A 26,012-nucleotide genomic window follows, 5' to 3' on the forward strand; every position below is an offset into this window, starting at 1 on the left:
CAGTTGCAGGATTCTCGCAGGCCGACGCGATGGGTGCGCTCCCATGGCGCGAATGCGCCTGCGTCGCACATCGAGATGGGCGAGAGCGAGCAGGACCAAGCGGCCGGTGCTCAGGCACCGCCATCGGGTGCCGAGTTCCCGGCGGTGCCGACGCAGCTTGGCGGACAGGAAGCGAAGGGCAGAGTCGGACACGTCGACGGCGGACGGGTGGACAAGCACACGAAACCTTTGGCGGAGACGGATTTCTTGGTCGAAAAACCATCTACCAGGGGCTTCACCTGCCTGTCAGGCCAACTGGCCTGCTCGGCCGCCAAGTTGGGAAAGGCTCCGTGTCGGGAGCGCTGCACTATTTCCGCGTCCATCCGGGGCATGTGCGGCATCGACTGGAGATGCTGCGCGCCATGGGACTGAACACCGTGGAGACCGACGCCCCCTGGAACTGCCACGAGCCCCGGGCCGGCGCCTTCACCCGCCTCGACGAACTGGACGTCTTCCTCACCGAGTCGAAACGGGCCGGGCTCCACGCGATCGTCCGCCCCGGCCCTTACATTTGGGCCGAGTGGGACAACGGCGGGCTGCCCTGGTGGGTGCCCGGGCAGCTCCGGACCAGCGATGCGGTCTTCCTGGAGCATGTCGAACGCTGGTTCGACGTGCTGCTGCCGCTGGTGGCCGAGCACCAGGTCACCCGGGGCGGCAACGTCCTCATGGTGCAGGTGGGGAACGAGTACGGCTCCTACGGCAGCGACCACGCCTATCTCCAGTACGTTGCCGACGTCCTGACGGGCACGTGATCGACGTCCCGCTCTTTCAGTCGATCGTCAGAATCCAAGCCTTACTTGGCACCCTCTGAGCGTTGAGCGCGCGAAGGGCATGTACGTCCCTGACAGGACGATGCCCGGGTCAGCCGGGATGTCGAACGGGACCGAGGTACATACCGGGTGGTCCGAAACCGCAGTGGCCCCCGCAACCGGTCGTTGTCGGTGGAGTGGGTCGCTGCACCGGCGCATGTGCGGGGCGAAGGATGTGACGGTGACTGTCCCGGCCGCTGAGCATGACTAAGTAGCTGTTGTCTTTCCGATCTTGAGAGATGCGCGTCGAACGGGAGTCCCGATTAGGTGGTCCTGGGTGCTTGGGGGCGCGTTCGCATCCTGCGGATCCGGGTGACCCCCGTGCCGACGGTGTTGCCGCCGTCCGGAGCCAGCACCGTGTTGACCCGCCTGCGGGCGATCGCCCACTCCTGCCATTCCAGCTCGGCCGCGGCCAGCTCGGCCTGGATACGGCAGCTTCCTCACGCAGCCCGTCGACTCGACGGCGAGCGGCGAACTCGTACTGTTTCCAGTAGCCCGACCCCGACGGCATTCGAGGCCTCCCGGCGAGCGACAACACAACAGGCCACAGCTCCCACGGAATCACCGACCCCAAGCTTGACCAGCTGAAACGCCGTCCTCAAGTTCGGCAAGCCAACAGCCACCCACCCTTACCGCTTCAGGGGCGGCGGCGCCGTGCTGCTTCTGACCACCAGGCGGGTGGGAACGATGTCCGTGCCGGATCGGGGGACGTCGTGTTCGTGGATCTGCCGCAAGACCTCCTGGGCACTTTTCCGGCCCACCTCGGCGAAGTCCTGGTGGACGGTGGTCAGGGGCGGGGCGAAGTGGGCGGCATCGGGGAGGTCGTCGAAGCCGACCACGCTGATGTCGCCGGGGACGGCCTTGCCTCGTTCTTGGAAGGCGTGCAGGAGACCGAGTGCCATCTGGTCGTTGGAGGCAAACACCGCGGTGCAGTCCGGCTCTTGTGCGAGTTCGAGGCCGGCCGCGTAGCCCGATTCGGCGGTCCAGTCGCCGTGCAGGGGCGGTGGCACAGGCCGTCCGGCTTCCTCGAGCACGGTCTGCCATGTCTGGGCTCGGCGCTGGCTTGCGTACGACGTCTCCGGACCGGTCACGTGCCAGACGGTCTCATGTCCGAGTTCCAGCAGGTGGCTGATGGCCTCTCGGGTGCCGCCGGCCTGGTCGGTATCGACCACGCGATAGCGGTCTCCGGCGTCGGAGTCCACGACGACCACGCGCACGCCGGGCGGCAGCTTCACGGTTCCCGCGTCAAGCAGGTGGACCTCGATGAAGACGATGACTGCGTCGACGGCCAGTTCACCCATCCGGGTGAAGGCGCCCAGCACACTGTCCTGGGTCGGAATATCGACGGGGATCACCGTGATCGCGTATCCCTCGGCCGCGGCCTGGGCCGCGATCGCTTGCACGGTGTCGCTGTGGCCGGTGGCGGAGAGGCTGTGGAGGATCACGCCGATGGTCTTGAACTGCCCGTACCTGAGGGCGCGCGCGGCACTGTTGGGCCGGTAGCCCAGTTCCCGCATCGCAGCCTGCACCCGCTCCCGGGTCGAACCGATCACGCTGGGATGGCCGTTGGCCACCCTGGACACGGTCTGACGTGAAACGCCGGCAAGCGCGGCGACGTCGGCCCTCGTGACGTGCTGCCTGTGGCGCCCGTCCGGTATGGCCGAACCGACTTGCTGTGCGCCCACCGCAGGACCAGGATCCTGCTGTCCCAGCTCACTCAGGTCCATCGAGCCTTCGCTCCTATCTGTCCACTCGTCGCCGTCCGCTGAAGGCTCTGGCGGAAGTTTTAACGTGCGAGAAACCTTGACGTCCCACTGTGACGGGTGCCACGCTACCGCATCATGTTCACGTGACCAACCGCCTGCGGGCTGAATGGTCACGTGAACAAGGTTCGGATCGGCGCGCTGAGCCGGACTCGATGTTCACGTGACCACGCAGTGTGGTCAGCGTTCGCGCAGCAAGGAGTGAAGCGGTGGTCGCAGCGCCCCAGGCAGGGGTTCCAGGTGCCAGGAGGCCATCGGCCTCGAGACGGCGGTCATGGGTCGGCTGGCGGTTCGTCGGGCCGTTCGTGGCGGTGTTTGCGCTGGTCTTCCTCGCGCCGATCGGCTACTCGATCTACCTGAGCCTGTTCCGTACGCAGCTGATCGGCGGAACGGCCTTCGTCGGTGCCGACAACTACACCGAGGTGCTGGGGGACGCGCAGTTCTGGTCCGCCTTCGGGCGGGTGGCGGTCTTCCTGGCCGTGCAGGTCCCGATCATGCTGCTCCTCGCGCTTCTGCTGGCCCTGGCGATCGACAGCGGCCGCCTGTACGGGGCGGGCTTCTTCCGGATCTCGGTGTTCCTGCCTTACGCGGTGCCGGCCGTCGTCGCGACGCTGATGTGGGGCTTCATGTACGGAACCCGGTTCGGCCTGGTCGGCAACATCAATGAGGCGTTCGGGATCTCGCTTCGTGACCCGCTGTCGCCCGATCTGGTCCTGGCGTCGATCGGCAACATCGTGACCTGGCAGTTCGTGGGCTACAACATGCTGATCCTCTACTCGGCGCTGAGGGTGGTCGATCCGGCGCTGTACGAGGCCGCGGAGATGGACGGGGCCGGGCAGCTGCGGATCATCCGGGCGATCAAGCTCCCGGCGCTGCGCGGGGCTCTGTCCATCGCGACGATCTTCTCGATCATCGGCAGTTTCCAGCTGTTCAACGAGCCGAGCGTCCTCAAGAGCCTGGCGCCGAATGCGATCACGTCCTACTTCACGCCGAACCTCTACGCCTACTCGCTGTCGTTTGCCGGACAGAAGTTCAACTACTCGGCCACGGTCGCCATCGTCATGGGTGTGATCACGATGATCATCGCCTACGCCGTCCAGCTGCGCGGCCTGCGGAAGGAATCCTGATCATGGCGACCACGACTCCCCGCGTCGGGCACAAGCCGCGCACGGCACGGCACGCGGGTGCCTCTTCGGGCCCGCTGGTGGTCCGCCCCGCCCGGCGCGCCTCCCGCCGGAAGAGGCGCAGCGCCACGCTGACCGCCCTGACGGTGATCATGCTGGTGTACACGTTGCTGCCGCTGGCGTGGCTGGCGATCAACGCGACCAAGACGCAGAAGGGGCTGTTCGACTCCTTCGGCCTGTGGCTGGATGGCGACTTCGCCCTGTTCGGCAATATCGCCGACACCTTCAGCTACAACGACGGGATCTTCACCCGCTGGCTGCTCAACACCGTGCTGTATGTGGTGGTCGGGGCGGGCGGCGCCACGTTCCTCGCGACGCTCGCCGGATACGGGCTGGCCAAGTTCGACTTCCCCGGCAAGAAGGCCGTGTTCGCGACTGTCATCGGAGCGGTCGCGGTGCCCGGTACCGCACTGGCGGTTCCCACCTTCCTGATGTTCTCCGAGATGGGGCTGACCAACACCCCGTGGGCGATCATCATCCCGTCGCTGGTCTCGCCGTTCGGCCTCTACCTGATGTGGACCTTCGCCACCGACGCCGTCCCGAAAGAGATCCTGGAGTCGGCGCGCGTCGATGGCGCCGGCGAGTTCCGCACGTTCTTCCGGATCAGCATGCCGATGCTGGCGCCGGGAATCGTCACCGTTCTGCTCTTCAACGTGGTCGCGACCTGGAACAACTACTTCCTGCCGCTGATCATGCTGAAGGATCCCGACTGGTACCCGCTGACCCTCGGCCTGAACAGCTGGAACGCCCAGGCTTCCACCGTGGGTGGCGAAGCGGTCTTCAACCTCGTGATCACTGGATCACTGCTCACCATCGTCCCGCTGATCGTGGCGTTCCTGCTGCTCCAGCGGTACTGGCAGTCCGGCCTGTCCGCCGGAAGCGTCAAGGGCTGATCTGCGCCCGCCGACTGCCAACCCTCCCAGGTACACCGCACGAAAGGGAACACCCCATGACGAGAACCCGTCGTCACGCCCTGCTGCTGGGCGCCGCGGCCCTGTCGGTGGCACTCACCGCCACCGCCTGCAGCTCCTCCGGCACCGAGGACTCGGGCAGCGCCAAGCCTGCGTCCAACGCCGACATCCAGGCCGCCCTGAACGCCGGGGGCGAGATCACGGTCTGGGCCTGGGACCCGACGCTGAAGAAGGTCGTCAGCGATTTCGAGGCCAAGTACCCCAAGGTCAAGGTCAACCTGGTCAATGCCGGTACCAACAACGAGCAGTACACCGCGCTGCAGAACGCGGTCAAGGCCGGATCGGGTGTCCCCGACGTCGCCATGATCGAGTACTACGCCCTGTCGCAGTTCTCGCTCGCCAAGTCCCTCACCGACCTGAACGCCCTGGGTGCGGACAAGCTCAAGGGCACCTTCTCCGCCGGCCCGTGGAGCGCCGTCCACGCCGGCACCGAGGGCATCTACGCCCTGCCGATGGACTCCGGCCCGATGGCCTTGTTCTACAACAAGGAGGTCTTCGACAAGTACAAGATCAAGGTGCCGGCCACCTGGGAGGAGTACATCGCCGCGGCCAAGAAGCTGCACAAGGCGGACCCCAAGGCGTATCTCACCGCCGACACCGGCGACGCCGGCTTCACCACCAGCATGATCTGGCAGGCCGGCGGCAAGCCGTACACCGTGAACGGCACCCAGGTCGGTGTGAACTTCGACGACGCCGGGACCAAGAAGTTCACCACCGCCTGGCAGCAGCTCATCGGCGACAAGCTGCTCGCCCCGGTCCCCGCCTGGAGCGATGCGTGGTACAAGGGCCTCGGCGACGGCACGATCGCCTCCCTCGTCACCGGCGCGTGGATGCCCGCGCCCCTCGCATCGGGCGTCAAGGCCGGCGCCGGCAAGTGGCGTGTGGCGCCCATGCCGCAGTGGAAGAGCGGGCAGGAGGCCACCGCCGAGAACGGCGGCAGCTCGCTGGCCGTCATGCAGGCCAGCACCAAGAAGAAGCTCGCCTACGCCTTCCTCAAGTACGCCACCGTCGACGAGGGCGCGCAGACCCGCGTCGACGCCGGGACGTTCCCCTCCACCACCAAGCAGCTGAAGTCCCCGGACTTCCTCAACAAGAAGGACCCGTACTTCGGCGGCCAGAAGATCAACGAGGTGCTCGCCGAGTCGGCCGACAACGTCCTCATCGGATGGTCCTACCTGCCCTTCCAGGTCTACGCCAACAGCATCTTCAACGACAACGTCGGCAAGGCCTACGTCAGCGACACCACCCTGCAGGACGGCCTCAAAGCCTGGCAGGACGCCTCCCGCAAGTACGGCCAGGAACAAGGCTTCACCGTCAAGTAACACGCCCCCGGCCCGTGTCCCGCCCGCCTGTTGGCGGGACAGCAGGACCGTCCAACGGCACTTCTTCGCACCTCCACCCTGAGGGCACGAGGCCGCACGACCGGCCGCCAACGGCCGCCGCTGACGACGACCTCAGCGACCCGCCCCCACCATCGCCCCGCCGGCCACCTGACAGGCCGGCGGGGTCCCACCCCGGGCTCACCGAGCCACACGCGGCCTCCCTCCCCCATGCCCTGAGCCGCCCGTACCCGAAGGAGCAACCCGGATGCACGGACGCTCGCCCAGCATCCTGCCCAGGCCACCGCCCGCGCGGATTCGGGCACCGGTGGTCGCGACCACCGCGGTCGGCCGCGCAGCCGCCAACAGCATCCCGTGCCCGCCGCCCCGAGCAAGGACACTCAGCGGGCGGTGACAACGCCGTAGCGGGCCCCACCCGCAGTGGCCCCTTCTCCACAACAAAGGCCGTGCCCGCCAGCCCAAAGCGAGCACGTCAACTCAGCCGACCCCACGTTCCCCGGCTGCCCGGCGCCCATCACCACCTCGCGCCGTGCCCTCTCCGGAACACACCCGGGCGCCACCACCGCATCACAACCGCCCACCGCGGCAGATCGCTTCGTGGCGCCCAAGGCGGCAACGACCGCCTGCACAGAGCCGCATGCAGAAAAGGAACACGACATGCCCAACTCCCAACACACCCGACCCAGTCCTCACTCAGCCGTACTCCCCCCCACCCGTACCCGCTTCCTCCGCCGCGCGCTGGCCTGCCTCGCGGCCGCGCTGATCGCCGTGCCGATCACCATGCTGTCCACGGCGTCGCCGGCGGCTGCGGAAACCAACCCGACGGACGCCAGCAAGTTCCAGGGCGTGAACTGGGCCCGCATCCATGACAACTTCGTCAACGGCCCCCTCTACCTCGAAGGGCTGGCCGAAACCGACGACTACGACACCGTCAAGGCCAAGGCCAACGCCATCCTCGGCGGGTTCCAGAGCACGCTCGGCGCCAACACCGTCCGGCTGCCGATCAACAGATACTCCGTCCCCGGCACGACGTGGGGCGACAAGTACACCGGCGCCATCGACGCCGCGACCGCCAAGGGCTTCAAGGTCATCCTGAGTTACTGGGACGGCGACGGGGTCGGCAACAACGGCCACATCGTCGACGCGGCCGCGTTCACGTCGATGTGGAAGGCCGTGACCGACAAGTACGGGTCCAATGGCCTGGTCTACTTCGAGCCCTACAACGAGCCCAAGGGGTACAGCGCCACCGACTGGGCCAACGTCGCCGCCAACTGGATCGCCAGCAACCCAACGATCCCCAAGAACCGGATCATCGTGAGCGGCCACGGCGACAACCAATGGGTCACGAGCGTGTGCGCCGACTCCCGCCTCGACGGAACCTACCTCTCGCTCCACCACTACACCTTCTATACGAAGGGGACGAGGACCTACGACGAGTGGGTCAGCGACTTCAAGTCCAAGGTCGGCACCTGCGGCACGCGCACCATCCTGGACGAGTTCGGCGCGCCGATGGACAAGGGCACGGACTCGGTGGTCCATGAGGCTGGCAAGGACTACAACGACGCCGCCAGCACCGACAACTTCGTCCGGTACCTGCGCGCCGACACCGACAGCGTGCGCTCTCTCGGCATGGGCGCGGTCTACTGGCCGGCCCTCGGCGGCAAACGCGTTAACCACGAGGACTACGACTGGTACTCCCTGTTCGACCTCAAGGGCAGCGGCACCAACCTGGCGCTGGGCGTTCGCAACATCAGCGGCATCGACCGCCTGAAGTACGCCTGGGGCCGCGACCCCGGCTCGCACACGAGCATGCTGCGCAACGTCGGCAGCAACGGCTGCCTCGACCACCCCCTCGGCGAAGACAACGTCCAGGTCCAGGTCTACGCCCAGTGCTGGGGCGGCGACAACCAGCAGTGGACCCGGACGCCCTCCGGGCAGCTCACCGTCTACAGCGGTACGAACAAGAGGTGCCTGGACGCCTGGGGAGTCATCAAGGACGGCACCAAGGTCGGCACCTATAACTGCAACGGCCAAGACAACCAGAGGTGGAGGTTCTACTCCGACGGCACGATCCGTCCGGTATTGAACCTCGATCTCTGCCTGGACAGGAACGGGGACTCCATGGTCCAGCTCTGGTCCTGCTGGGGCGGCAACAACCAGAAGTGGCAGACCAGCTGAGAGGCCACCCCCCGCCTGACACACCCGCAGGCCGGTCGCGGACGTCAAGAGCCGCGACCGGCCTCATCCCCGGGGCGCTCCCCTCCGGGCCCGAGCAGCGGACCGGTCCATCCACGGTCCCATCCCTACCCCGAACACCTCCCGACCACGAAGCGAGGAAAGCTGTGCCCCTTGACGACCTGACCGCATTCCACTCCGGCTTTGCCTGGGGAGCGGCCACCTCCGCCTACCAGATCGAAGGCGCGGTCGCCGAGGACGGCCGAGCACCATCCATCTGGGACACCTTCTGCAAGCAGCCCGGCACCATCGCCGGCGGGGACACCGGCGACATCGCCTGCGACCACTACCGCCGGTGGCCCGAGGACGTGGCGTTGATGAAGGCCCTCGGCCTCAACGCCTACCGATTCTCCATCGCCTGGCCCCGCGTCATGCCGGACGGGGACAGCCGCGTGAACCCGGCAGGGCTGGCCTTCTACGACCAACTGGTCGACGCACTGCTGGAAGCGGGCCTTGCTCCTCATGCCACCCTCTACCACTGGGACCTGCCGCAGGCCCTCGAGGACCGCGGCGGCTGGCCCGCCCGCGACACCGCCCTGCGATTCGCCGACTACGCCACCGTTGTCGCCGACAGGCTCGGTGACCGGGTCACCAACTGGGCGACGCTGAACGAGCCGTACTGCTCCGCATGGCTCGGCCACCTCCAGGGGGTCATGGCGCCGGGCCGCACCGACCTGACCGCCGCCGTGCGCGCCTCACACCACCTGCTGCTCGCCCACGGGCTCGGCGTCGAGGCCCTCCGGTCCACCGCCTCACGAGCGCGGGTCGGCATCGTCAACATCCTCACGCAGTCCGAACCCGCGAGCGACCGGCCCGAGGACATCGCCGCCGCCCACCGCGACGACGGGCACAACAACCGCTGGTGGCTCGATCCCATCCACGGCCGCGGTTACCCGGCCGACATGGTCGAGGTGTACGGGACCGAACCACCCGCCAAACCCGGTGACCTGGAGACGATCGCCGCGCCGCTGGACTGGCTCGGCGTCAACTACTACAAGCGGTCAGTCACCGTCGACGATCCGCAGGGGCCCGCACCGTTCGCCCGTCCCGTCACACCGCCGGGCACACCCCGTACCGGAATGGACTGGGAGGTCCACCCGGACCGGCTGGAACACCTGCTCGTCCGGGTCACCGAGGACTACGCGCCGCGATCGGTCCTCGTCACCGAGAACGGCTCCGCTTTCCCCGACCGTGTAGCGCCCGACGGCAGCGTGCACGACGTCGAGCGCATCGCCTTCCTGGAGTCCCACCTGGCAGCCTGCGCGCGGGCTGCCCGCCGCGGCGTGCCGCTCGACGGCTACTTCGCCTGGTCCCTGCTGGACAACTTCGAATGGGCCTACGGCTACTCCCAGCGGTTCGGCATCGTCCACGTCGACTACGAGACCCAGACACGCACCATCAAGGACAGCGGCCACCGCTACGCCGAGATCATCCGCGCACACGGGCGCACCGCACAACACGCAGCTTCCGTCGCGATTCCCACCCCCGAGAAGAGAACCTCGGAGGAGCGGCGCAGTAACTGAAGACCCTCGTCACCAGGGGACTGTCTGACGCTTACATGTCCCGGGCCGACAGGACGCGGCGAAGCGGTGCATGGATGCCGCCGAGGCCGAGACTCTTGGTAGCTGTTGTCTTTCGATCTTGAGAGAAGCCCGTCGGGCGGGAGTCCCGATTGGGTGGTCGCGGGATGCTTGGCGCATACGGGTGGGGCCTCCTGAACAGCTCGTTGGTATCGAATCACCGAGCAGCAGGAGGCCCTGATGCAGCAGTCTTCCGTGCCGATGGCCGGGCGGTCCAGCTCGGTCACCTGGGAGTGTGACTGTCTGGCTCACCGGCTCGGAAACGCCGCCGACAACGGGTCCCGGCAGCCGCGTTATCCGACGGACATGACGGACCGGGAGTGGACGGCTGTCCGGCCGTTGCTGCCGGTGCCGGGCTGGCTGCGCGGTCGCGGCGGCCGGCCGGAGGCGTACTGCCACCGGGCCGTACTTGATGCGAACCGCTACCTGGTGGACAACGGCATCAAGTGGCGGGCGATGCCTGCTGACTTCCCGCCGTGGGACTGGGTGCACGCATTCTTCCGCCGCTGGCGCGACCACGGTCTGGTCAGGGAGTTCCACGACCGGCTGCGCGCCAGGGCCCCGCCTGATGGTGGGCCGCGACGCGGAGCCGAGCGCAGGCGTGATCGATTCGCAGCCGGTCAAGGCGGACGCGGTGGTCGGGGCGGACAGTCGGGGCTTCGACGGCGGCAAGCTGGTCAACGGCCACAAACGGCACGTCGTGGTCGACACGCTCGGTCTGCTGCTGGGGGTGATGGTCACCGCCGCGGATACCGGCGACCGCACCGCCGCCCGCGTGCTGCTGAAACAGGTAGGCGATGCCCACCACCGCCTCGCCCTCGTCTGGGCCGACGGCGGCTACACCGGCAGCCTCGTCGAGCACTGCCTGGCCGCGTTCGCGCTGGTCCTGGCGATCGTCAAGCGCAGCGACGACATGCGCGGCTTCGTGGTGCTGCCCAAACGGTGGATCGTCGAGCGGTTCTTCGCCCACCTGATGCGCACCCGACGCCTGGCACGCGACTTCGAACGCCGCACCACCAGCGCCGAAGCGATGATCTACTGGTCGATACCCTGCTCATGACCCGCGCCTGGCACCGACACGCCCGCAGCCAGCATGAACCGGCCCGGTGCGGGCTCGGCCAGCCAGCCGCGGGCCACCAGGCGTTTCACCTTCGACCGCAATGCCTCCACACGCGCTGGCACCACGTCCATACCGAACACCGCAGCCATCTCCTGGCAGGTCAGCGGCCCTTGACGGAGCCGGGACCGGTCCGCGAGCCCCTGCAGGATGCGCTGGTAGTCCGCCGACAGCACCGACGAGGCCAGCCCTCACGCCACACGGGTACCTGCGACTTCGGCTTCGCCGCATCGCGGGGCGTCGGCTGAGCATCCGCATCCCGCGGATCCGGGATGACCTCCGTCCCGGCGGTGTCGCTGCGGTCCGGAGCCAGCACCATATCGACCCGCCTGCGGGCGATCGCCCACTCCTGCCATTCCAGCTCGGCCACGGCCAACTCGGCCTGGATCCGGTCGGCCTCCTCCCGCAGCCCGTCGACCCGACGGCGAGCTCGTGCTGTTCCAGCAGTCCAACGACCGACGGCATCCGCGACCTCCCGGCAAGCGACGACCCGAGAGGCCACGACTCCCACCGAATCACCGACCCTATGCCCGACCAGCGGAAACGCGGCGATCACGTCCGGAAAAACACCAGCTTCTAAGATCCTGGATCCGTGGTCGAGAACCTGCGGCGTGGGCCGCGCGACCGAGGCATGTGCACCACCGTGGCATCAGCGGCGTCCTCCTGCTCACGGCGCAGGTTCTCCACCTCAATCGACAGTTCCACGGTGGTGCGCCGCAGGAACGCAGTCAACTGCTGTTCCGCTTCAAGCTGTTGCTTCACTCGCTTCAGCTCTTCGACCACTGCCGCGTGCCGCTCGGCGAGTTCCTGGGCAGCCGTGGGCACGCTGCCTTGCACCTTGGCCCTGAGCCGGAACTCGTCGACCACGTCCTGGTGTTGTGGATAAACCACGTCACGCCGCAGTCCGGATTCGACGATCAGTTCGGTGGCGGTCAGCTTGCCCGAGACTGACCGCAGCGGCGTGCCGGCTAGCAGCCGCTCAGCCGCCGCTTTGATCGCAGCGGCGTCCTTGGCTCGGTCACGTGGTCTGCGCCCCATCTGCTTGCACCTCCATCGATTGTTCCCGGCCGCTCGCGCGCCGACCCTGCTCATGCTCCGCGATCACCGCACGCATTGGAGCCGCCTTCGCTGCCGCACGGTCCCGCAGGGGCTTTGGCGACAGCAGATCGGCTGCGGCGGCCTCCCACCGGGCGCATTTCCGGCTTCTTGCTCTCGATGTCGCGGTCGGTGTAGGCGAGGTTGGTGCATGTGGTGCGGCACAGCTGTTCGTCGGGCCCGTTCGCCTCCATTCCGGCTGCTTCTCGCTCCTCCCGGCAGGCCGCGGTCTCGTGTCGCCAGACGCAGGTCATTCCCAGGCCGTGGTGGATGTCGGGATGCTTGCTGGTCAGCAGTCGTTGGGCGTTGTCGGCTTGGTTGACGACGCGGCCCGCGAAGACGGCCGCAGCGTTCCGCACTCTGCGCCGGTACTCCTGTGCCGAGGGTCCGCTGACGTGTTCGCCTTCGTCGAGCGCTCGAAGGTCTTCGTCCACCTGCTCGCTGACCATCTCCAGCTCCTCGACGGCAAGGTCCTCCAGCCAGCTGGTGTCGGCGTCTCCGGCGTAGCCGAGTGTCACCTTCGCTCTCACGTGTCCGTATTGCGCCTGCGCCGCCGCGAGTCCGCCCGGCCGTCGCACCACGAAGTACGCGAGCGTACGGCGGAAGCGTGCCGCGTGCACGTCCTTGGTCGGGTCCGGCGGCACGGCCGGCCCGTCTGGGCCGGAGAACCGCGCGTTCACCCAGTCCATGAACTCCCGGACGTCTTCGTTCATCGTTCCTGACGGTTTCGACTGCTTCCTGCGCGAGCGGACCGTGGTGGTGCGTTGCCGACTCGGTGGGAACAGCAACTCGGCGTCGGAGAGCGATTCCAGCATCTGCACGGCCGGAACGACTGCGCGAACCACAGCCCACGGCCGTTCCTCGGTCTCCTCCCTATCGGGGGAGGGATTGTGATCAGAGCCCTTGCTGCGTCGGCCGACGAGGACGAACCCGCCGTGATCGTCCTCGCGCAGACATCCGCGACGGAGCTGCAGGACTTCCCCGCTGCGCATCCCGGAGAGGTAACAGATCACGATGAAGCACGCGGCCGTCAGGTGCCGCACCAGCTGGTTGACCTCGCGCACGCCAATCGGCCGGTCGCGCCACAGAGCGCCCTGAAACATTCCGGTGATTGGGCCAAGAAAGTAGGCGTCATTTTCCAGTTCCAGCTCGTGTTCCTCGGCCATGGACAGCAACAGGCTGTCGTACTTCTTTACCTTTGGGCCGCTGGAAGCCAGCATGCGGGCGACGTGCTCGTGGTCCACTCCGAGTTGACCGCCGTGCCGCTCGCGACGCCGTGTGCCGGGCAGCCCTCTGCCCGTGCGGCGCAGTTCAACCACGTAGCGCGCGAGGCGCTGCTTCAATGAGCTCCTGCCGAACGTGGCACGCGCCGTCAGGGTTGCCGGATGTTGCCCGTTCAGGAGCAGGCGTGCTTCGTGGGCTGCGTTACGGATATCGGGCCCGAAGTCCTCGATCATCCGAAGTGCCCATGCCAGCAAGGCCTCCATGGTGGCAGGAGCGATGCGGGGCGTCTTGTTGTACCGGCTCTGGTCTTGTTTGACTCCGACCAGGTCATCCGTCGAGGCGGCACCCCATGGCCTGCGGCGCGGAAGGCGGTGTTCCTCGGGCAGCGAATTCCGGTAGCCCCAGACGACTCGGACCGCGTGGAGCAGGCGCTTCTTTTCCTCCGTCGAGGTGGTCAGATCCAGAACGTGGCTCTTGTACAGACCCAGGTCCCGGCTGCTGAGGTCACACAGGCGCGTAACGCCGCGGCAGTCCAGCCACGTGGCGAAGACCGACATGGACATGATCCACTTGTGAACGGTGAGGATCTCGGGCTGGTCGTCGATCAGTCCTGGCTGCAACTGAGCTGGCCAGTTGGTGTTTAGGGCGGTCCAGGCGCACGTCTTGAAGCCCTCCTGTAAGGCAGCGGGGATCAGCCGTGGCCAGTTCTCACTGACCAGGCACAGCTGATCGTCGAGCAGTCCCGGCCCCAGATACCACACCGGATCCCCGAACCGGGACAGCGCAGCAGTGTCCATTGAGTTGCGGAGCGGCCGATGCGCCAGGACCAGAGTGTCCGGACCAGGCAGAAAGGCCGCGCCGGACATCGGCACCGTAGTCATCGCAGGTCCAGCCTTCCGTTGATGAGGTCGTCGACGAGCCTCCGCTCGGTGACGGTGACGCGCTCACGGGCGTCGGCGCGCTCGGCAGCGGTGTACTGCCCCAACAGATCGGACAGACGGGCGAACGACTCTGAATGGCGGTGGGACCACAGACGCGGATCGAGATCACGTTGCAAGTGTTTGAGTCGCCTGTGGGTCTCGATCTGGACCGGTAGTTGGCGGGGCAGGGCACGCGCGTTCGCACAACGTAGGCAATCGTCGAGGAATGAGGCACCGCACGGCTTCCCAGGTCCGGTGACCGGGCTATTCTCCGGGTCCGTGCAGCCCACCAGCACCGCGTCCTGCTCACCCGAAATCAGTCGGGCGAAAGTCTCTGCGTCAAGTCCCACATCGGCCGCGGCCCGCTCTGGGTCCTCGGCCGCACGAGCGAGGAACTCGTCCGTCAGAACCGGAATCTCCTGAACCGCCCGGGCCTTGGCGACTTCCTCCTCCAGCGCCTCACGCATGACCACGCGTCCGCGCTCGACCGCGGGCTGGCTTGTCCTCAGATAGTTGTGGAACGTCTCCCTGGTGTGCGCCACAGGCTTTCCCCCGCGCTCCAGCACGGTACGCCGGAGCCGGTGCACATTGACGGACAGCCCCTCGTCCGCGCCCGCTACGGCTTGTTCGTTCACCTCACCGGACGCTTCATCCTGCGAATCACCGCCCGGAACCTGCCCGTTTCCCTCCCTCTTCACTGGACGGAACCCATGTCCGATTGCCCAGGCCACGAGATTGTTCCGCGACGTACCATGCGCCCATCCCAAACCTCGCTGGGCCCGGACGTTCGGATAGCAGACGGCGTGGATGCCACCACTGTGACGTCGCACGAATTCCGTTAGATCCAGGAGGAGTTGATAGACACGCAAAGGCGAGCGAAACAGGTGCTTGTCGTGATCCTCGGCCTGCAACACGTCGGCAAGCGACGGAGGTAGGTCCTCCAGCGGCGTCACCATGAACTCCAATGACGGCCCGCGACGCGGCTTGGCCCCGTCCACCAGAGCCAGCGGCCGGCCCACCAAGATCACCGTCAGGCCGGAAGTGTGCCGCTGGCCATTCTCCGATCGTGCCCAAGTTCTCACTGGTCAGGTCGACAAGCATCAAACAGAACGCCACCGTCTCACTGCGCGTCAATGCCAGCCGGGAAACGAGATCGTGAGCGCCGCCCAATGCGCCTACCCAAGCGGGGATACCGCCTTGTGGCGACGACGACGTCACGCGTCGGGGCAGGTCCCCAGTCCGGTCAAGGAGGTCCAGCACGCGTCCCGCCTTCTCGAACTGGTTTCGGCGATTGGGCAAGCCGAGCTCGCCACGGCGGTATGCAGCGAGAAGTTCTCGCCCCTCATAGATACGGTCGCGCGCCACACGGATGTCATGGCGGACCGCGGTCATGAGTTCCTGATACTCATCGTGGCTGTACGGCTGCACCTTCGATTCGTATGCGGGCAACCGCCCATGCAAGATTGCGCTCCGCGTCTCGGCCGTCAACTCCCGGTCTGCCCGGAAGATCGCACGCATCCGATGGACATGGGTCTTCCTGGAGCCCAGCGGTACGGCGAGCAAGCTCTCCTTGATGTGCGCGGCAGTGATGTGCGCGGGCTGGTGCACCGGCGGGTTCACTTTCCCGAGATACCCGGCGAAGCGCTGCACCTCGCCCCAGAGGCCTTCGGCGGCCCTGAACCGCTTGACTCCGGAAGTCGGCCCGGTGGCTCGCGCGAAGGACCTGGCCAGCCATTTGCTGAATTCCGGTATCGACCTCCAGATTCCTGAAGTCGTAGACCTTGCTGAACCGCCCCTTCTCCTCAACGAAGAAGACGCTGCACTCGTCCCCCGTGATGACAAGCCTCTCCGGCGGCTGCCAGTCCCCAGGAGGAACACTCGCCTTACGGCCTCCCCGGCTCACTGGTCATCCCCCGGCTCGCCGAGGAGCTCCAGGTCCGCTGAAACGGGAGAAAGGACCAACTCACTGTCCACTGCGATCCTCTCCAACAGGATGTCGACGGCTTCCCGTTGGTCACCGTCGATCAACGCCATCAGGTAGTCGACTTCCAGAGCCGTGAAGGGTGCCAGGTACCAGTCCCGGGTGGTCTGCGGGTTGCGATGCCCGAGCATCGTCGCCAGTTGGTACCAGATGTCGCCGAACTGCTCCCGGAACGCATGCTTCTCAGCCTCGGTGAATCCTCGAAGGCGCTGCTCCCACACGGCGCTCAGGATCGAGTACCAGACCAGCGCGTAGGAGTGCCGCAGCATGTGCGGCCGCACCCACAGAGGGCACTGGGCGGCGCGCCTCTTGCGATCCTCCTCTTCAAGGTCGTCGAACCCCGGCCACCGCGACCGTGCCCACGCCTCAGCCACCCGGGAGTTGGCGGTGGCGAACGTGTTCTCCCAGCTGTGGGCCCGATGCGGCATGCCGTCGTTGCTCAGCCAGACCGCCAGCGGCTCCAGCCCGTCTCGCGTCTCCCGGAACAGGCGGAGCCTCTCGACCGGTTCGAGCACATCGAGGGAGATCGTCGCGGAACCCCCGCGTGGGGTACGTACTCGCAGTGTCCGCGTACGAGGATTGTGCCCCGTCACGATCACGAGACCCGGCAGACGCTCGTACCGCCCGGCCCGCCGCGCCCGCCGCGCCCGCCCGATAGCTTCTGCGCGAGAACCCTCCAGGGGGTCAATGTAGCCTGCCACGGCCTTCAGAACCGCCCGGGGAATCCGGTAGTTACGCCCATAACGGCGACCCTTGGCACAGGACTCCGCCAGCCACGCCTTCGGATACCTGCTCGTCACGGAAGTCGCCGGCAACTCGACGTCCAGAACGCTCGCCCATTCCTCCAGCCGCAGCCCCGTACCCCATAGCCCGTCGACGAACGCAGTGTTGCGGTCCTCGTTGAAGCCGTGCCAGCTGTCCGGGCGGAGGCCGTCGAACCCGTACCCCCTCAGCCCGACGTCCCGCCACTGCTCGAGAGCCTTCCGCAGCAGCCACTTCACCTGACGTCGAGGAGCGCCCGCAGGACGGCTAGGGTCCCGGCGCCCCGTTTCCGGCCCATGACCGTCGGCTTGGACGGACTGCGACGGGATCGGGTTGAAGACCTCGTACTCACCAGAGGCCCACGCGTAGAACCTCTTCAATCCCGCCCGGTCGGTGTCGAACGACGTCCCCTCCACCCGCCAGTAGTTGCGGGAATCCGCCATCCGCCAGTGCTTGAAGTCCGTGTAGTCGCGCTTGCTCGCCTCGTGCCAGAGCCGTCCTCCTGCTCCAGAAAATTCAGCCAGACAACGAGGGCGTAGGCGTACCGGCGCCATGTGGTCCGCTGCTTGGATACGATCTCGTCAGCTCGGAAGAACAGATTGATCCACGGATCCGTTCCGTGGCGCGTCGACCACACGATCGGCGTGCCGTCCCGCGCACCGTTCTCGCGTGCTCTCTCGTGTACGTCGCCCAGCTGCCTCAGATCCACGTCGCCTGCGGGAACAGGGAAGTCCCGGCTGAGATCGTAGAACTCGACAGCCCAAGAGCCTGTGGGCTCCTCCATGCAGCTTCCTCCGAGCCAAAAACCGACAATGGCTCAGACAGTAGAGAAGCCCCGGCGACTCGATCTGGAAGCAGCCCAGGGTCTCGGCGGAACGAATGAGCCGGTACGTCTCCGGGTCGCCTTCCCCCCGCTCGAAGTCGAGGGCGTCCAGATCGATCCGCTCCCCCGCGACCCGCTCCACCTCCGCGACCGCGTGCGCCATCGCCGACTGCATCCGCACGCCCAGCACATCGAGCTTGAGCAGCCCGAGATCCTCGACGTCGTCCTTGTCGAACTGCGACATGGGAAAGCCCTCGCCGCTGGTCGGCATGACGGGCGTACGAGAAAGCAAGGAAGCGTCGGACAGCAGCACCCCGCACGGATGCATGGCGATCCCCCGCGGCAGGGCGTCCAGAGCCTCGACCAGCTCCCACAGCTTCCCGTACTTCTCCCGCTCCTCCGCCAGCTGCCTGAGTTCGGGCAGTTCGTCCAGCGCCGCCCGGGCGTCCCGCGCCCGGATATGCGGGAAGGACTTGGCGACGCGGTCGATGTCGGCCGGGTCCATGGACAGAGCCGCGCCCACGTCCCGGATCGCATGCCGCACCCGGTAGGTCTCCGGCATCGAGACGGTCGCGACCCGCTCGCTCCCGAACCGGTCGATGATCGCGCGATAGACCTCAAGCCGCCGCGCGGACTCCACATCGACATCGATATCGGGCAGCACCAGCCGACGCTTGGACAGGAAGCGCTCCATCAGTAGCCCGTGCTCCACGGGATCGGCGTGCGCGATGCCGAGCAGATGGTTGACGAGCGACCCCGCACCGGACCCTCGCGCGGCCACCCGAATCCCCATCCTCCGCACGTCATCAACAACTTGAGCGACCGTCAGGAAATAAGAGGCGAACCCGTGATGGGCGATGATGTCCGGCTCCTGGTGCATCCGCTCCCAGTACGCCCGCCGCCCGTCATAGCCGCGCCGCACCATGCCGGCCACCGCCCGTGAGGCGAGCGCCCGCTGGGCGGTGCGCTGCCCGGCCCCGACGAGATACGGCTCAGGGAAGTGAACGGTGCCGAGACCGAGATCGTCCTCGGGATCGACAAGACACTCGGCGGCAGCGGCCCCGGTCTGCTCCAGCAACCGGTACGCGGCATCACCCGGAAACCCGCGGCCTCGACGACCCGCTCGGCGACCCGCGCCATCTCCCCCGCGCCCTTGAGCCAGGCCTCACCGGAGTCCAGTTCCTTGGTGGGGTCGATGGGCACGAGCCGACGCGCGGCGTCCAGCACATCGACGACCGGCCCCAGACCGGGATCCGCGTACCGCACGGCATTGCTCAGCACCGGCCGCACCCGCTGCTCGGCGGCGAAGCCCACGGTACGGGCGGCCAGCCGCAGCGACCCCGGCCCGGTGCCCTGACGCCCGTGCCATACGGCCTCCAGCCGCAGGGAGTCCCCGTAGATCTCCCGCCAGGGCTCAAGCAGCCGGGTCGCCCGATCGGGACGACCGGCGGCCAGCGCACGCCCCACATCGGACTCGACGCCGAGCAGGACGATCAGCCCGTCCCCCCGGTTGTCCCCCCGGGACAGCAGCGGCGGCCCTTCACCGGCGTGCGCGGCCGAAACGATCCGGCACAGATCGGCCCACCCCCGGCCCCCGTCCCGGGCGAGAAAGGTGACCCGAGGCGCCGACTCATGGACAAAGGCACCGCCCCGCACCGGAGCCCGTCGCCGACCCGCCCCCGAGACCCCGAACTCGAACTCCTCCACGGCCAGCTCCACACCGAACAGCGGCCGCACCCCCGCCGCCGCACAGGCCTTGGCGAACCGAACCGCACCCCCGAGCGAGTCCCGATCGGTCAGGGCCAAGGCGTCCATACCCCGCTCGGAGGCACGCTCGGCCAGCCGCTCCGGATGCGAGGCGCCGTACCGCAGGGAGAACCCGGAGACGGTGTGCAGATGCGCGAACCCCGGCAACACGCACCTCCCGACTCACACTCCCGAGACCCGGCCGAACACCGACTCTCGAACATCAGTTCCCAGTACCCCCACCCCCACCATAGACCATCTCGAGACCATTTCTCGAACATCCGTACGACGTCCGTTCGGCCGCCTCCCACCTGCGCAAACGCCCCGAGCCCCCGACCGTGGGGGCATGACCTCCAGCCCCTTCCTCGCCGAAGTGAAGGACGCCGTCACCCCCCGAGCCACCCTGCTCGTGACCGGCGTGGTCGCCCTTGCCCTGCTCTTCATCGCCTCCTACGTGGGCGCCCTGCACGACCCGAAGCCCAGGAACGTCCCCCTCGGAGTCGTGGCCCCCGAGGTGGCCGCCCGGCAAACGGTGGACCGCCTGGAGAACCTGCCCGGCGACCCCCTGTCCCCCCGCACGGTGCCCGACGAGGAAACAGCCCGCCGCCAGATCCTGAACCGCGACATCGACGGCGCCCTGCTGATCGACCCGGCCGGCACCACCGACACCCTCCTGGTGGCCACCGGAGGCGGCAGGATCCTGGCCACCACACTGGAAACGCTCCTGACCACCCTGGAGAGATCCGAGGCCCGCACCCTGCGCACCATCGACGTGGTCCCGGCCGACCGGCACGACGCCAACGCCCTCACGTCCTTCTACGTGACCGTGGGCTGGTGCGTGGGCGGCTACCTCTGCGCATCGATCATGACGATCAGTTCGGGCGCCGGCCGCCCCACCCCGAGACGCTCACTGATCCGCCTCATCGCCATGGCCGCGGTCGCCCTCGTAGCCGGACTGGGCGGCGCCCTCATCGTCGGCCCCGTCCTGGGTGCGCTGCCCGGCGGCATCGCCGCCCTGTGGGGCGCAGGCGCCCTGATCACCTTCGCGGTAGGCGCGGCCACCCTCGCCTTCCAGGCCGTCTTCGGCCTGGCCGGCATCGGCCTGGTCATCCTGATCGTCGTCATCCTGGGCAACCCGAGCGCGGGCGGCGCCCTCCCACCCCCGCTGCTCCCCCCGTTCTGGCGAGACATCGGCCCAGCCCTGCCCCCAGGCGCAGGCACCTGGGCAACCCGCTCGATCGCCTACTTCAAGGGCAACGACACCACCCCCTCCCTCCTGGTCCTCTCGGCATGGGCAGCAGCGGGAACCGCCATCACCCTCCTGGCGGCCAGACTGCGAACAGGCCCGGAAAGGCCGTAGAGGGAGCGCGCCCGCGCCAACAGGAAAGTCCCGCCCCTGACGCACAGGGGCGGGACTTCACGGCGAGCAGCCGACGAATCGTCAGCCGATCTCAGTACCCGTGGCAGACAGCGCCTCGGTCACCGGCTGGAAGAACGTCTCCCCACCGGAGGTGCAGTCACCGCTGCCACCGGACGTGAGCCCGATCGCCTTGTCACCGGAGAACAGCGACCCGCCGCTGTCACCGGGCTCGGCGCAGACGTCCGTCTGGATCAGCCCGTTGACGACGTCACCGTTGCCGTAGTTCACGGTGGCGTCGAGCCCGGTGACCTTGCCGTCGTGCACCTGGGTGGTCGACCCGCTCCGGGTGACCTCCATACCGACCGTGGCCTCGGCGGCCCCGCTGATGGCCTGCGAGGAGCCGTTGTAGAGGTTGACCTCGCTCGGGTGGTCGACCTCGGCGGTGTACTTGACCAGCCCGTAGTCGTTGTCCGGGAAGCTGGACGTCTCGTTGGTGCCGATCTTGTTGCCGTCCGAGTCCGACCACTCCGTGATGCCCTCGGTGCAGTGCCCGGCGGTCAGGAAGAACGGCTCGCCGCCCTTGACGACGTTGAAGCCGAGCGAGCAACGGCCACTGCCATCGGTGATGGCGTCGCCACCCGCGATGAAGGGCTTGAACTCACCCTTCGTGCGCTTGAGTTCGGCTTTGGCGCCGAGCCCGTCGACGACCTTGGTCAGCTTGGCCAGCTCGGCCGTGGAGACCGTACGGTCCGCGGTGACGACGACCTTGTTGGTCGTGGGGTCGGTCGCCCACGAGGTGCCAGGAATGGTCGCGTCCTGCTTGAGCGTCGTACGCGCGCTCTTCAGCTCGGCGAGCGAGTTCTCCACGACTCTGGCCTTGGCGCCGGCCGCCTCGACGGCGTCGGCGGCGGCCTGGTCGAGGACGTTCACGACGAGGTTCTTGGTCTGCGCGTCGTAGTAGGTACCCGCGGCGTCCCCGCCGAGGTCCTTGGCGAGCGTCGAGGCGAGCTTTCCGGCCGCGCCGACCGAAAGGGTCTTCGGCGTGGACGTCTCGGGCGTCTCACTCGCGTTCGCAGTCTGCAAGGTCACGCCTGCGGCGACCAGTGCGGCGACGCCCGCACCTGCTATGGCTGCACGCCGCTTGGGTATGCGTCGGTGCTTCAACTCACGTCCTCCTGTGGGGGGTCGGCCCGAGAGGTTGTGGGGACCTCGTCGGACCGGAAGGCGTACGGCTGCGGGGGCGGCACACAACAAAAGCTGCACCCGCGCCGGTTGAACAACGCTCACTATTCCGAGACTCGTAGGGAGCGCACAAGGTCGAGTTCCGGACGCGCGTAGAACACGGTCGCACGCCCCCTCATCTTGACCGTGCACAGTCATACGGGGCCTCTTCACACAGCAAACACCGCAAGCGAGCGAACCATACGCAACGTGTGAGGTCTACTCCTGTCTCAAAATCGCCCCTTCGGGGTCCGATTCCAAGCCCGGCCCAAGAGGCGGAACTTCCCCCTCCCCGGGCGGCGATGCCACATACGACCGCTCCGGAGCCCACCCCCTACTGCGCCCCTTTCTCCAGAAACCGCAACAAATCCACCGAAATCGGAAGCATCAGCGTGGATTTCTGCTGGGCCGCCACCGCCATCACCGTTTGCAGCAGCCGAAGCTGAAGAGCGACAGGCGCATCGGACATCTGCCGCGCCGCCTCCGCCGGCTTCTTCGAGGCCTGGAGATCCGCGTCGGCGTTGATCACCCGCGCGCCGGCCATCGCGTACACCGCACCGGCGGACGCGAGTACCCCTCCCGCCGCCACCGGCTCCTCGACCATGACGACCCCCCGGGGTCCGAATGAGGCACACCAGGTGTGTACTTCGAAGGCAACTGCGGGATGTTCGCGTTGGGGAGACGGAGGACACAGGTGGTCGACAGGGTAAGGATGCGGGACGGCCGGTGGCTGACGGTCGAGGAGCGCGGCAAGCCGGACGGCACGCCGGTGATACTCCTGCACGGCACACCAGGCTGCCGGCTCGGAGTAGTGCCCGAGGACGTCGTGGCCGCGCACCCGGGGGTACGGTTCATCGCCTACGACCGCCCAGGCTACGGAGTTTCGGACCGCCTGCCGGGCCGCAGGGTGGCCGACGCCGCCCGCGACGTGGCGGAACTGGCGGACGCCCTCGGGCTCGACCGGTTCGCCGTCCTCGGCCGCTCGGGCGGCGCACCGCACGCGCTGGCCTGCGCCGCGCTGCTGCCGGCGCGGGTGCGACGGGCGGCGGCGCTCGTGTCCCCCGCACCGCCGGACGCGGAGGGGCTGAGCTGGTTCGACGGGATGGCCGAGTCCAACGTCGAGGAGTACACCCAGGCACTGACCGACCCGCTCGGCTTCGCCGACCGGCTCGCCGCCCGCGCCGCCGCCATCCGCAGAGATCCCGCGCAGCTGCTGGTGTCCATCCGCGACGGGCTCACCGATGCCGACCGACGGATCGTCTCGGCGCCGGCCGTCGGCGAGATGCTGCTGCGCAACTACCGCGAGGCGCTGAGCACTTCGGCGTACGGCTGGCTCGACGACAACCTCGCTCTGCTCAGCGACTGGGGTTTCGATCCGGCCACCGTCACGCGGCCGGTCCTGCTGTGGCACGGCGCCCTGGACACGTTCTCGCCGGTGAGCCACTTCGAGTGGCTCGCGGCCCGCGTCCCCCGCGCCCGCCCCGTTCTGGAGCCGGACGCGGGCCACTTCGGAGCTCTGGAGGCTCTCCCCGCCGTACTCGACTGGCTCCGCGCGGAACCGGCGTCCGCCGCGTCATGACCGCGGTCTTGCGCGGTACCGGCCTCGGCCGCCTCGTGACGAGGACCGCTGCGGACGGATGCGGGGCCGATCCACACGGGCGCCCCGCATCAGATCCATGATCCGCTCATGGCTGTCGCCCACGGCGTCGACGACCCCCAGCCGCACGCGCAGCTGGTCGATCTCGTCGACGAACCGCTGACCGTACACTCCCACCGGCATCCCACTGCCCCCCAGAGGGAACCCTGCACTGGTCAGCCGCTGGTAGTAGTCCTTGCCCTGCACGAGCCCCCGGCCCGCGAGGGACTCCAGCAGCCCGGCGTGGTCGGTCCACTCGCCCGGCCCTCCGCCGCGCGGCACGAAGCAGTAGTCCACCCGCTCCACCACGGCGTGCTGAGAGCCGCCGTTCAGTATCTCCACGGTCCAGGCCGACTCGTCCGGACCGAGGTCGCCGACCGTCCAGGTGGAGCTCCAGCCCAGCGCGGGCCGCACCGTCCGCCCGTACTGGGCCCGGCCGAACACGGCGGCGAGCGCGACAGCCAGCAGGCTGCCCAGGGGATTCATGTCCATCATGCGCAGCCGCCAGGGCCACTCCTGGCTCGCCGTGCCGGTCACGTTCGAGCGCACGATCTCCCACAGCAGCACCAGCGTCAGCAGGATCAGCAGTACGAGCGGCGCTACGAACAGCAACGGGCTGCGCCGGACCCGCCGTTGCCTGTCGTCGAACTCCAACTCCGCGACCTCCCCCGTGATCGAGCCGACAATAGCGAGCCCCCGCACGGCGGTCGCGTGCGGGGGCTCGCCTGTTGCCGACTGCGGATCAGGCCATCAGGGGCCGAGGTGCGGCGCGAACGTCAGTAGACGCTGACGCCGTACGCGCTCAGGGCCTCGGTGACCGGCTGGAAGAAGGTCGTGCCACCGGAGGAGCAGTTGCCGCTGCCGCCGGAGGTCAGACCGTACGCGGTCCCGTTGCTGCCGTAGAGCGAACCGCCGGAGTCGCCGGGCTCGGCGCAGACGGTGGTCTGGATCAGGCCGCCGACGACGTCGCCGCCGCCGTAGTTGACGGTCGCGTTCAGGGCGGTGACCCGGCCGCTGTGCGTACCGGTGGTGGAGCCGTCACGGATGACGGTGGTGCCCACGCTGGGCGTGGCCGCGCGGGTGATGTCCACGCCGTTGGCGGTGCCGGGCCGGCTGACGGAACCGGAGTAGCGCACGATGCCGTAGTCGTTGCCCGGGAAGCTGGAGCCGGCGGTCGAGCCGATGACCTGGGTGCGGCCGGAGTTGGAGTACCAGGTGCCCGCACCGTCGGTGCAGTGGCCGGCGGTCAGGAAGTACTGGTTGCCGCTGCTGTCCTGGACGTTGAAGCCGAGCGAGCAGCGCCAGCTACTCGCATAGATGGCGTCGCCGCCCTGGATGAACTTGCTGAACTTGCCGGGGGTGCGCTTGATGGTGAGCGCGTCGGCGTCCGCCCCGGCCTGCTGCTTGATCTTCGCTATCTCCGCCTGGGAGACCGTGGAGTCGACGGTCACCATGACGCGGTTGGTCTTGCTGTCGACGGCCCAGGCGGTGCCGGGGACGTCGGCCTTCAGCACGGAGCCGCTGACGCTCTTGAGCTCGGCGGCGCTGAAGGTGGCGGGAGTCTCCGCGGCGGTCGCGTTGGGGATCGCGATCGCGGCTGCGGCCACGAGGCCGGAGGATACGGCGATCAGCCGGGTCCGTCTCGTAATACCACTGCGGGGGGTGGTGCGCTTGATCCTCACGTTTCGTTCCCTCCAAGGGAAGTCGGGGGGCCCGCGTGGGGTCGGGGCCCGTGAGGCGCAGTCAGCCGGCCGGTCGTCTCCGGATTCCGAACACGTCGTGCCCCTGACAAGCGCTGGGGGGAGTATTCGGCCGAACGACCGGTTGACGCAAGAGTGCCTTTCGGCCGTCAACTCTTGAACCACCTGCTGCGGCAGCGCCCCGCCAGGGGCGCGGGGAACTGCGCGACACCGGCCACGGACGGCCCGCAGCCGACCGACCACCCATCACGGGCCCCCCTCCCCGCCCCCAAGCGGAGCGCCTAGCAGCCGTCGCAAGGGCAACAGCAATCGCACCCGTCGCAGTCACAGTCCCGACAGCAGCCCTCACGCTTCTTACGCGACCACGGCCCCTCGTACTCCTTCGCACAGCACAGCTTGCAGGTGCAGCACAGCAGCCAGAACATCCCGCAGCCGGCCCAGAACCCACGCCGCCCCTTCGGCGGCTGAGGCGCCGGCACCCCTCCGAACCCACCGAAGTCACCCCC

Annotated in this window: 16 protein-coding genes and 7 pseudogenes; 10 read left to right on the forward strand and 13 right to left on the reverse strand. The window is 68.0% G+C overall.

The features are described 5' to 3' along the window. Positions 1-72: 72 nt before the first annotated feature. Positions 73-219: pseudogene (locus KUM44_RS10375) on the reverse strand (IS5/IS1182 family transposase); the annotation flags it as partial. Positions 220-278: 59 nt separating this feature from the next. Here KUM44_RS10375 and KUM44_RS10380 point away from each other — a divergent pair. Then, positions 279-814 (forward strand): annotated as a pseudogene (locus KUM44_RS10380) (beta-galactosidase); the annotation flags it as partial. Between the two features lie 663 nt (positions 815-1,477). Here KUM44_RS10380 and KUM44_RS10385 read toward each other — a convergent pair. Next, positions 1,478-2,575, reverse strand: a complete 1,098-nt coding sequence (locus tag KUM44_RS10385; protein WP_217207530.1) for a LacI family DNA-binding transcriptional regulator — start codon at positions 2,573-2,575, stop codon at positions 1,478-1,480. A gap of 245 nt (positions 2,576-2,820) precedes the next feature. On the opposite strand from KUM44_RS10385, the gene KUM44_RS10390 reads away from it, so the two are divergent. The 7 genes and pseudogenes from KUM44_RS10390 to KUM44_RS45285 all read left to right on the forward strand — a co-directional run bounded on the left by KUM44_RS10390 (position 2,821) and on the right by KUM44_RS45285 (position 10,981). Continuing rightward, positions 2,821-3,738 (forward strand): sugar ABC transporter permease, encoded by a 918-nt coding sequence (locus tag KUM44_RS10390; RefSeq protein ID WP_308402566.1) that lies wholly within the window; start codon positions 2,821-2,823, stop codon positions 3,736-3,738. 2 nt (positions 3,739-3,740) lie between these two features. Further along, positions 3,741-4,688 (forward strand): carbohydrate ABC transporter permease, encoded by a 948-nt coding sequence (locus KUM44_RS10395; RefSeq protein ID WP_217207507.1) that lies wholly within the window; start codon positions 3,741-3,743, stop codon positions 4,686-4,688. A 56-nt stretch (positions 4,689-4,744) separates the two neighbouring features. Continuing rightward, positions 4,745-6,088: a sugar ABC transporter substrate-binding protein gene (locus tag KUM44_RS10400; protein WP_217207508.1), complete on the forward strand. Its 1,344-nt coding sequence runs from the start codon at positions 4,745-4,747 to the stop codon at positions 6,086-6,088. Positions 6,089-6,763: 675 nt separating this feature from the next. After that, positions 6,764-8,284 (forward strand): ricin-type beta-trefoil lectin domain protein, encoded by a 1,521-nt coding sequence (locus KUM44_RS10405; protein ID WP_217207509.1) that lies wholly within the window; start codon positions 6,764-6,766, stop codon positions 8,282-8,284. Between the two features lie 164 nt (positions 8,285-8,448). Then, entirely contained in the window at positions 8,449-9,864 is a 1,416-nt protein-coding gene (locus tag KUM44_RS10410) for a GH1 family beta-glucosidase (RefSeq protein WP_217207510.1), read from the forward strand. A 363-nt stretch (positions 9,865-10,227) separates the two neighbouring features. Next, positions 10,228-10,401, forward strand: a pseudogene (locus KUM44_RS45280) (transposase); the annotation flags it as partial. 88 nt (positions 10,402-10,489) lie between these two features. Then, a complete protein-coding gene (locus tag KUM44_RS45285; protein WP_254389313.1) occupies positions 10,490-10,981 on the forward strand; it encodes a transposase in 492 nt (163 codons plus the stop codon). Here KUM44_RS45285 and KUM44_RS47155 read toward each other — a convergent pair. The 6 genes and pseudogenes from KUM44_RS47155 to KUM44_RS10445 form a co-directional block, all read right to left on the reverse strand. Further along, positions 10,957-11,503: pseudogene (locus KUM44_RS47155) on the reverse strand (hypothetical protein). The gene KUM44_RS45285 and the pseudogene KUM44_RS47155 overlap by 25 nt on opposite strands. 111 nt (positions 11,504-11,614) lie before the next feature. Next, positions 11,615-12,076: a hypothetical protein gene (locus KUM44_RS10425; RefSeq protein WP_217207511.1), complete on the reverse strand. Its 462-nt coding sequence runs from the start codon at positions 12,074-12,076 to the stop codon at positions 11,615-11,617. A gap of 50 nt (positions 12,077-12,126) precedes the next feature. Further along, positions 12,127-14,238: a hypothetical protein gene (locus KUM44_RS10430; protein WP_217207512.1), complete on the reverse strand. Its 2,112-nt coding sequence runs from the start codon at positions 14,236-14,238 to the stop codon at positions 12,127-12,129. After that, the gene (locus tag KUM44_RS10435) at positions 14,235-15,296 is read right to left on the reverse strand and encodes a hypothetical protein (RefSeq protein WP_217207513.1); all 1,062 of its coding nucleotides are present in this window, start codon (positions 15,294-15,296) and stop codon (positions 14,235-14,237) included. The genes KUM44_RS10430 and KUM44_RS10435 overlap by 4 nt, the downstream gene beginning before the upstream one ends. Before the next feature lie 880 nt (positions 15,297-16,176). Then, positions 16,177-17,463: an integrase gene (locus KUM44_RS10440; protein WP_217207514.1), complete on the reverse strand. Its 1,287-nt coding sequence runs from the start codon at positions 17,461-17,463 to the stop codon at positions 16,177-16,179. 390 nt (positions 17,464-17,853) lie between these two features. Then, positions 17,854-19,757, reverse strand: a pseudogene (locus tag KUM44_RS10445) (PHP domain-containing protein); the annotation flags it as partial. 178 nt (positions 19,758-19,935) lie between these two features. Here KUM44_RS10445 and KUM44_RS10450 point away from each other — a divergent pair. Beyond that, positions 19,936-20,949 (forward strand): ABC transporter permease, encoded by a 1,014-nt coding sequence (locus KUM44_RS10450; protein WP_217207515.1) that lies wholly within the window; start codon positions 19,936-19,938, stop codon positions 20,947-20,949. Positions 20,950-21,030: 81 nt separating this feature from the next. On the opposite strand, the gene KUM44_RS10455 is transcribed toward KUM44_RS10450, so the two are convergent. Both KUM44_RS10455 and KUM44_RS10460 read right to left on the reverse strand, forming a co-directional pair. After that, a complete protein-coding gene (locus tag KUM44_RS10455; RefSeq protein ID WP_217207516.1) occupies positions 21,031-22,113 on the reverse strand; it encodes a S1 family peptidase in 1,083 nt (360 codons plus the stop codon). A gap of 391 nt (positions 22,114-22,504) precedes the next feature. Next, positions 22,505-22,705, reverse strand: a pseudogene (locus KUM44_RS10460) (slipin family protein); the annotation flags it as partial. A 177-nt stretch (positions 22,706-22,882) separates the two neighbouring features. On the opposite strand from KUM44_RS10460, the gene KUM44_RS10465 reads away from it, so the two are divergent. Then, positions 22,883-23,749, forward strand: coding sequence for an alpha/beta fold hydrolase (locus tag KUM44_RS10465; protein ID WP_254389339.1), 867 nt, complete (start codon positions 22,883-22,885; stop codon positions 23,747-23,749). Here the strand turns inward: KUM44_RS10465 and KUM44_RS10470 are convergent. The 3 genes and pseudogenes from KUM44_RS10470 to KUM44_RS45295 all read right to left on the reverse strand — a co-directional run. After that, positions 23,744-24,508 carry a hypothetical protein gene (locus KUM44_RS10470; RefSeq protein ID WP_217207517.1) on the reverse strand — a complete coding sequence of 255 codons (765 nt, stop codon included), beginning with the start codon at positions 24,506-24,508 and terminating at the stop codon, positions 23,744-23,746. The genes KUM44_RS10465 and KUM44_RS10470 overlap by 6 nt on opposite strands. Positions 24,509-24,582: 74 nt before the next feature. After that, entirely contained in the window at positions 24,583-25,488 is a 906-nt protein-coding gene (locus KUM44_RS10475; protein ID WP_217207518.1) for a S1 family peptidase, read from the reverse strand. 299 nt (positions 25,489-25,787) lie between these two features. Beyond that, a pseudogene (locus KUM44_RS45295) lies at positions 25,788-26,012 on the reverse strand (hypothetical protein); the annotation flags it as partial.

The sequence above is a fragment of the Streptomyces sp. AC550_RSS872 genome, assembly GCF_019049285.1.
In the GTDB taxonomy this organism is placed as follows: domain Bacteria; phylum Actinomycetota; class Actinomycetes; order Streptomycetales; family Streptomycetaceae; genus Streptomyces.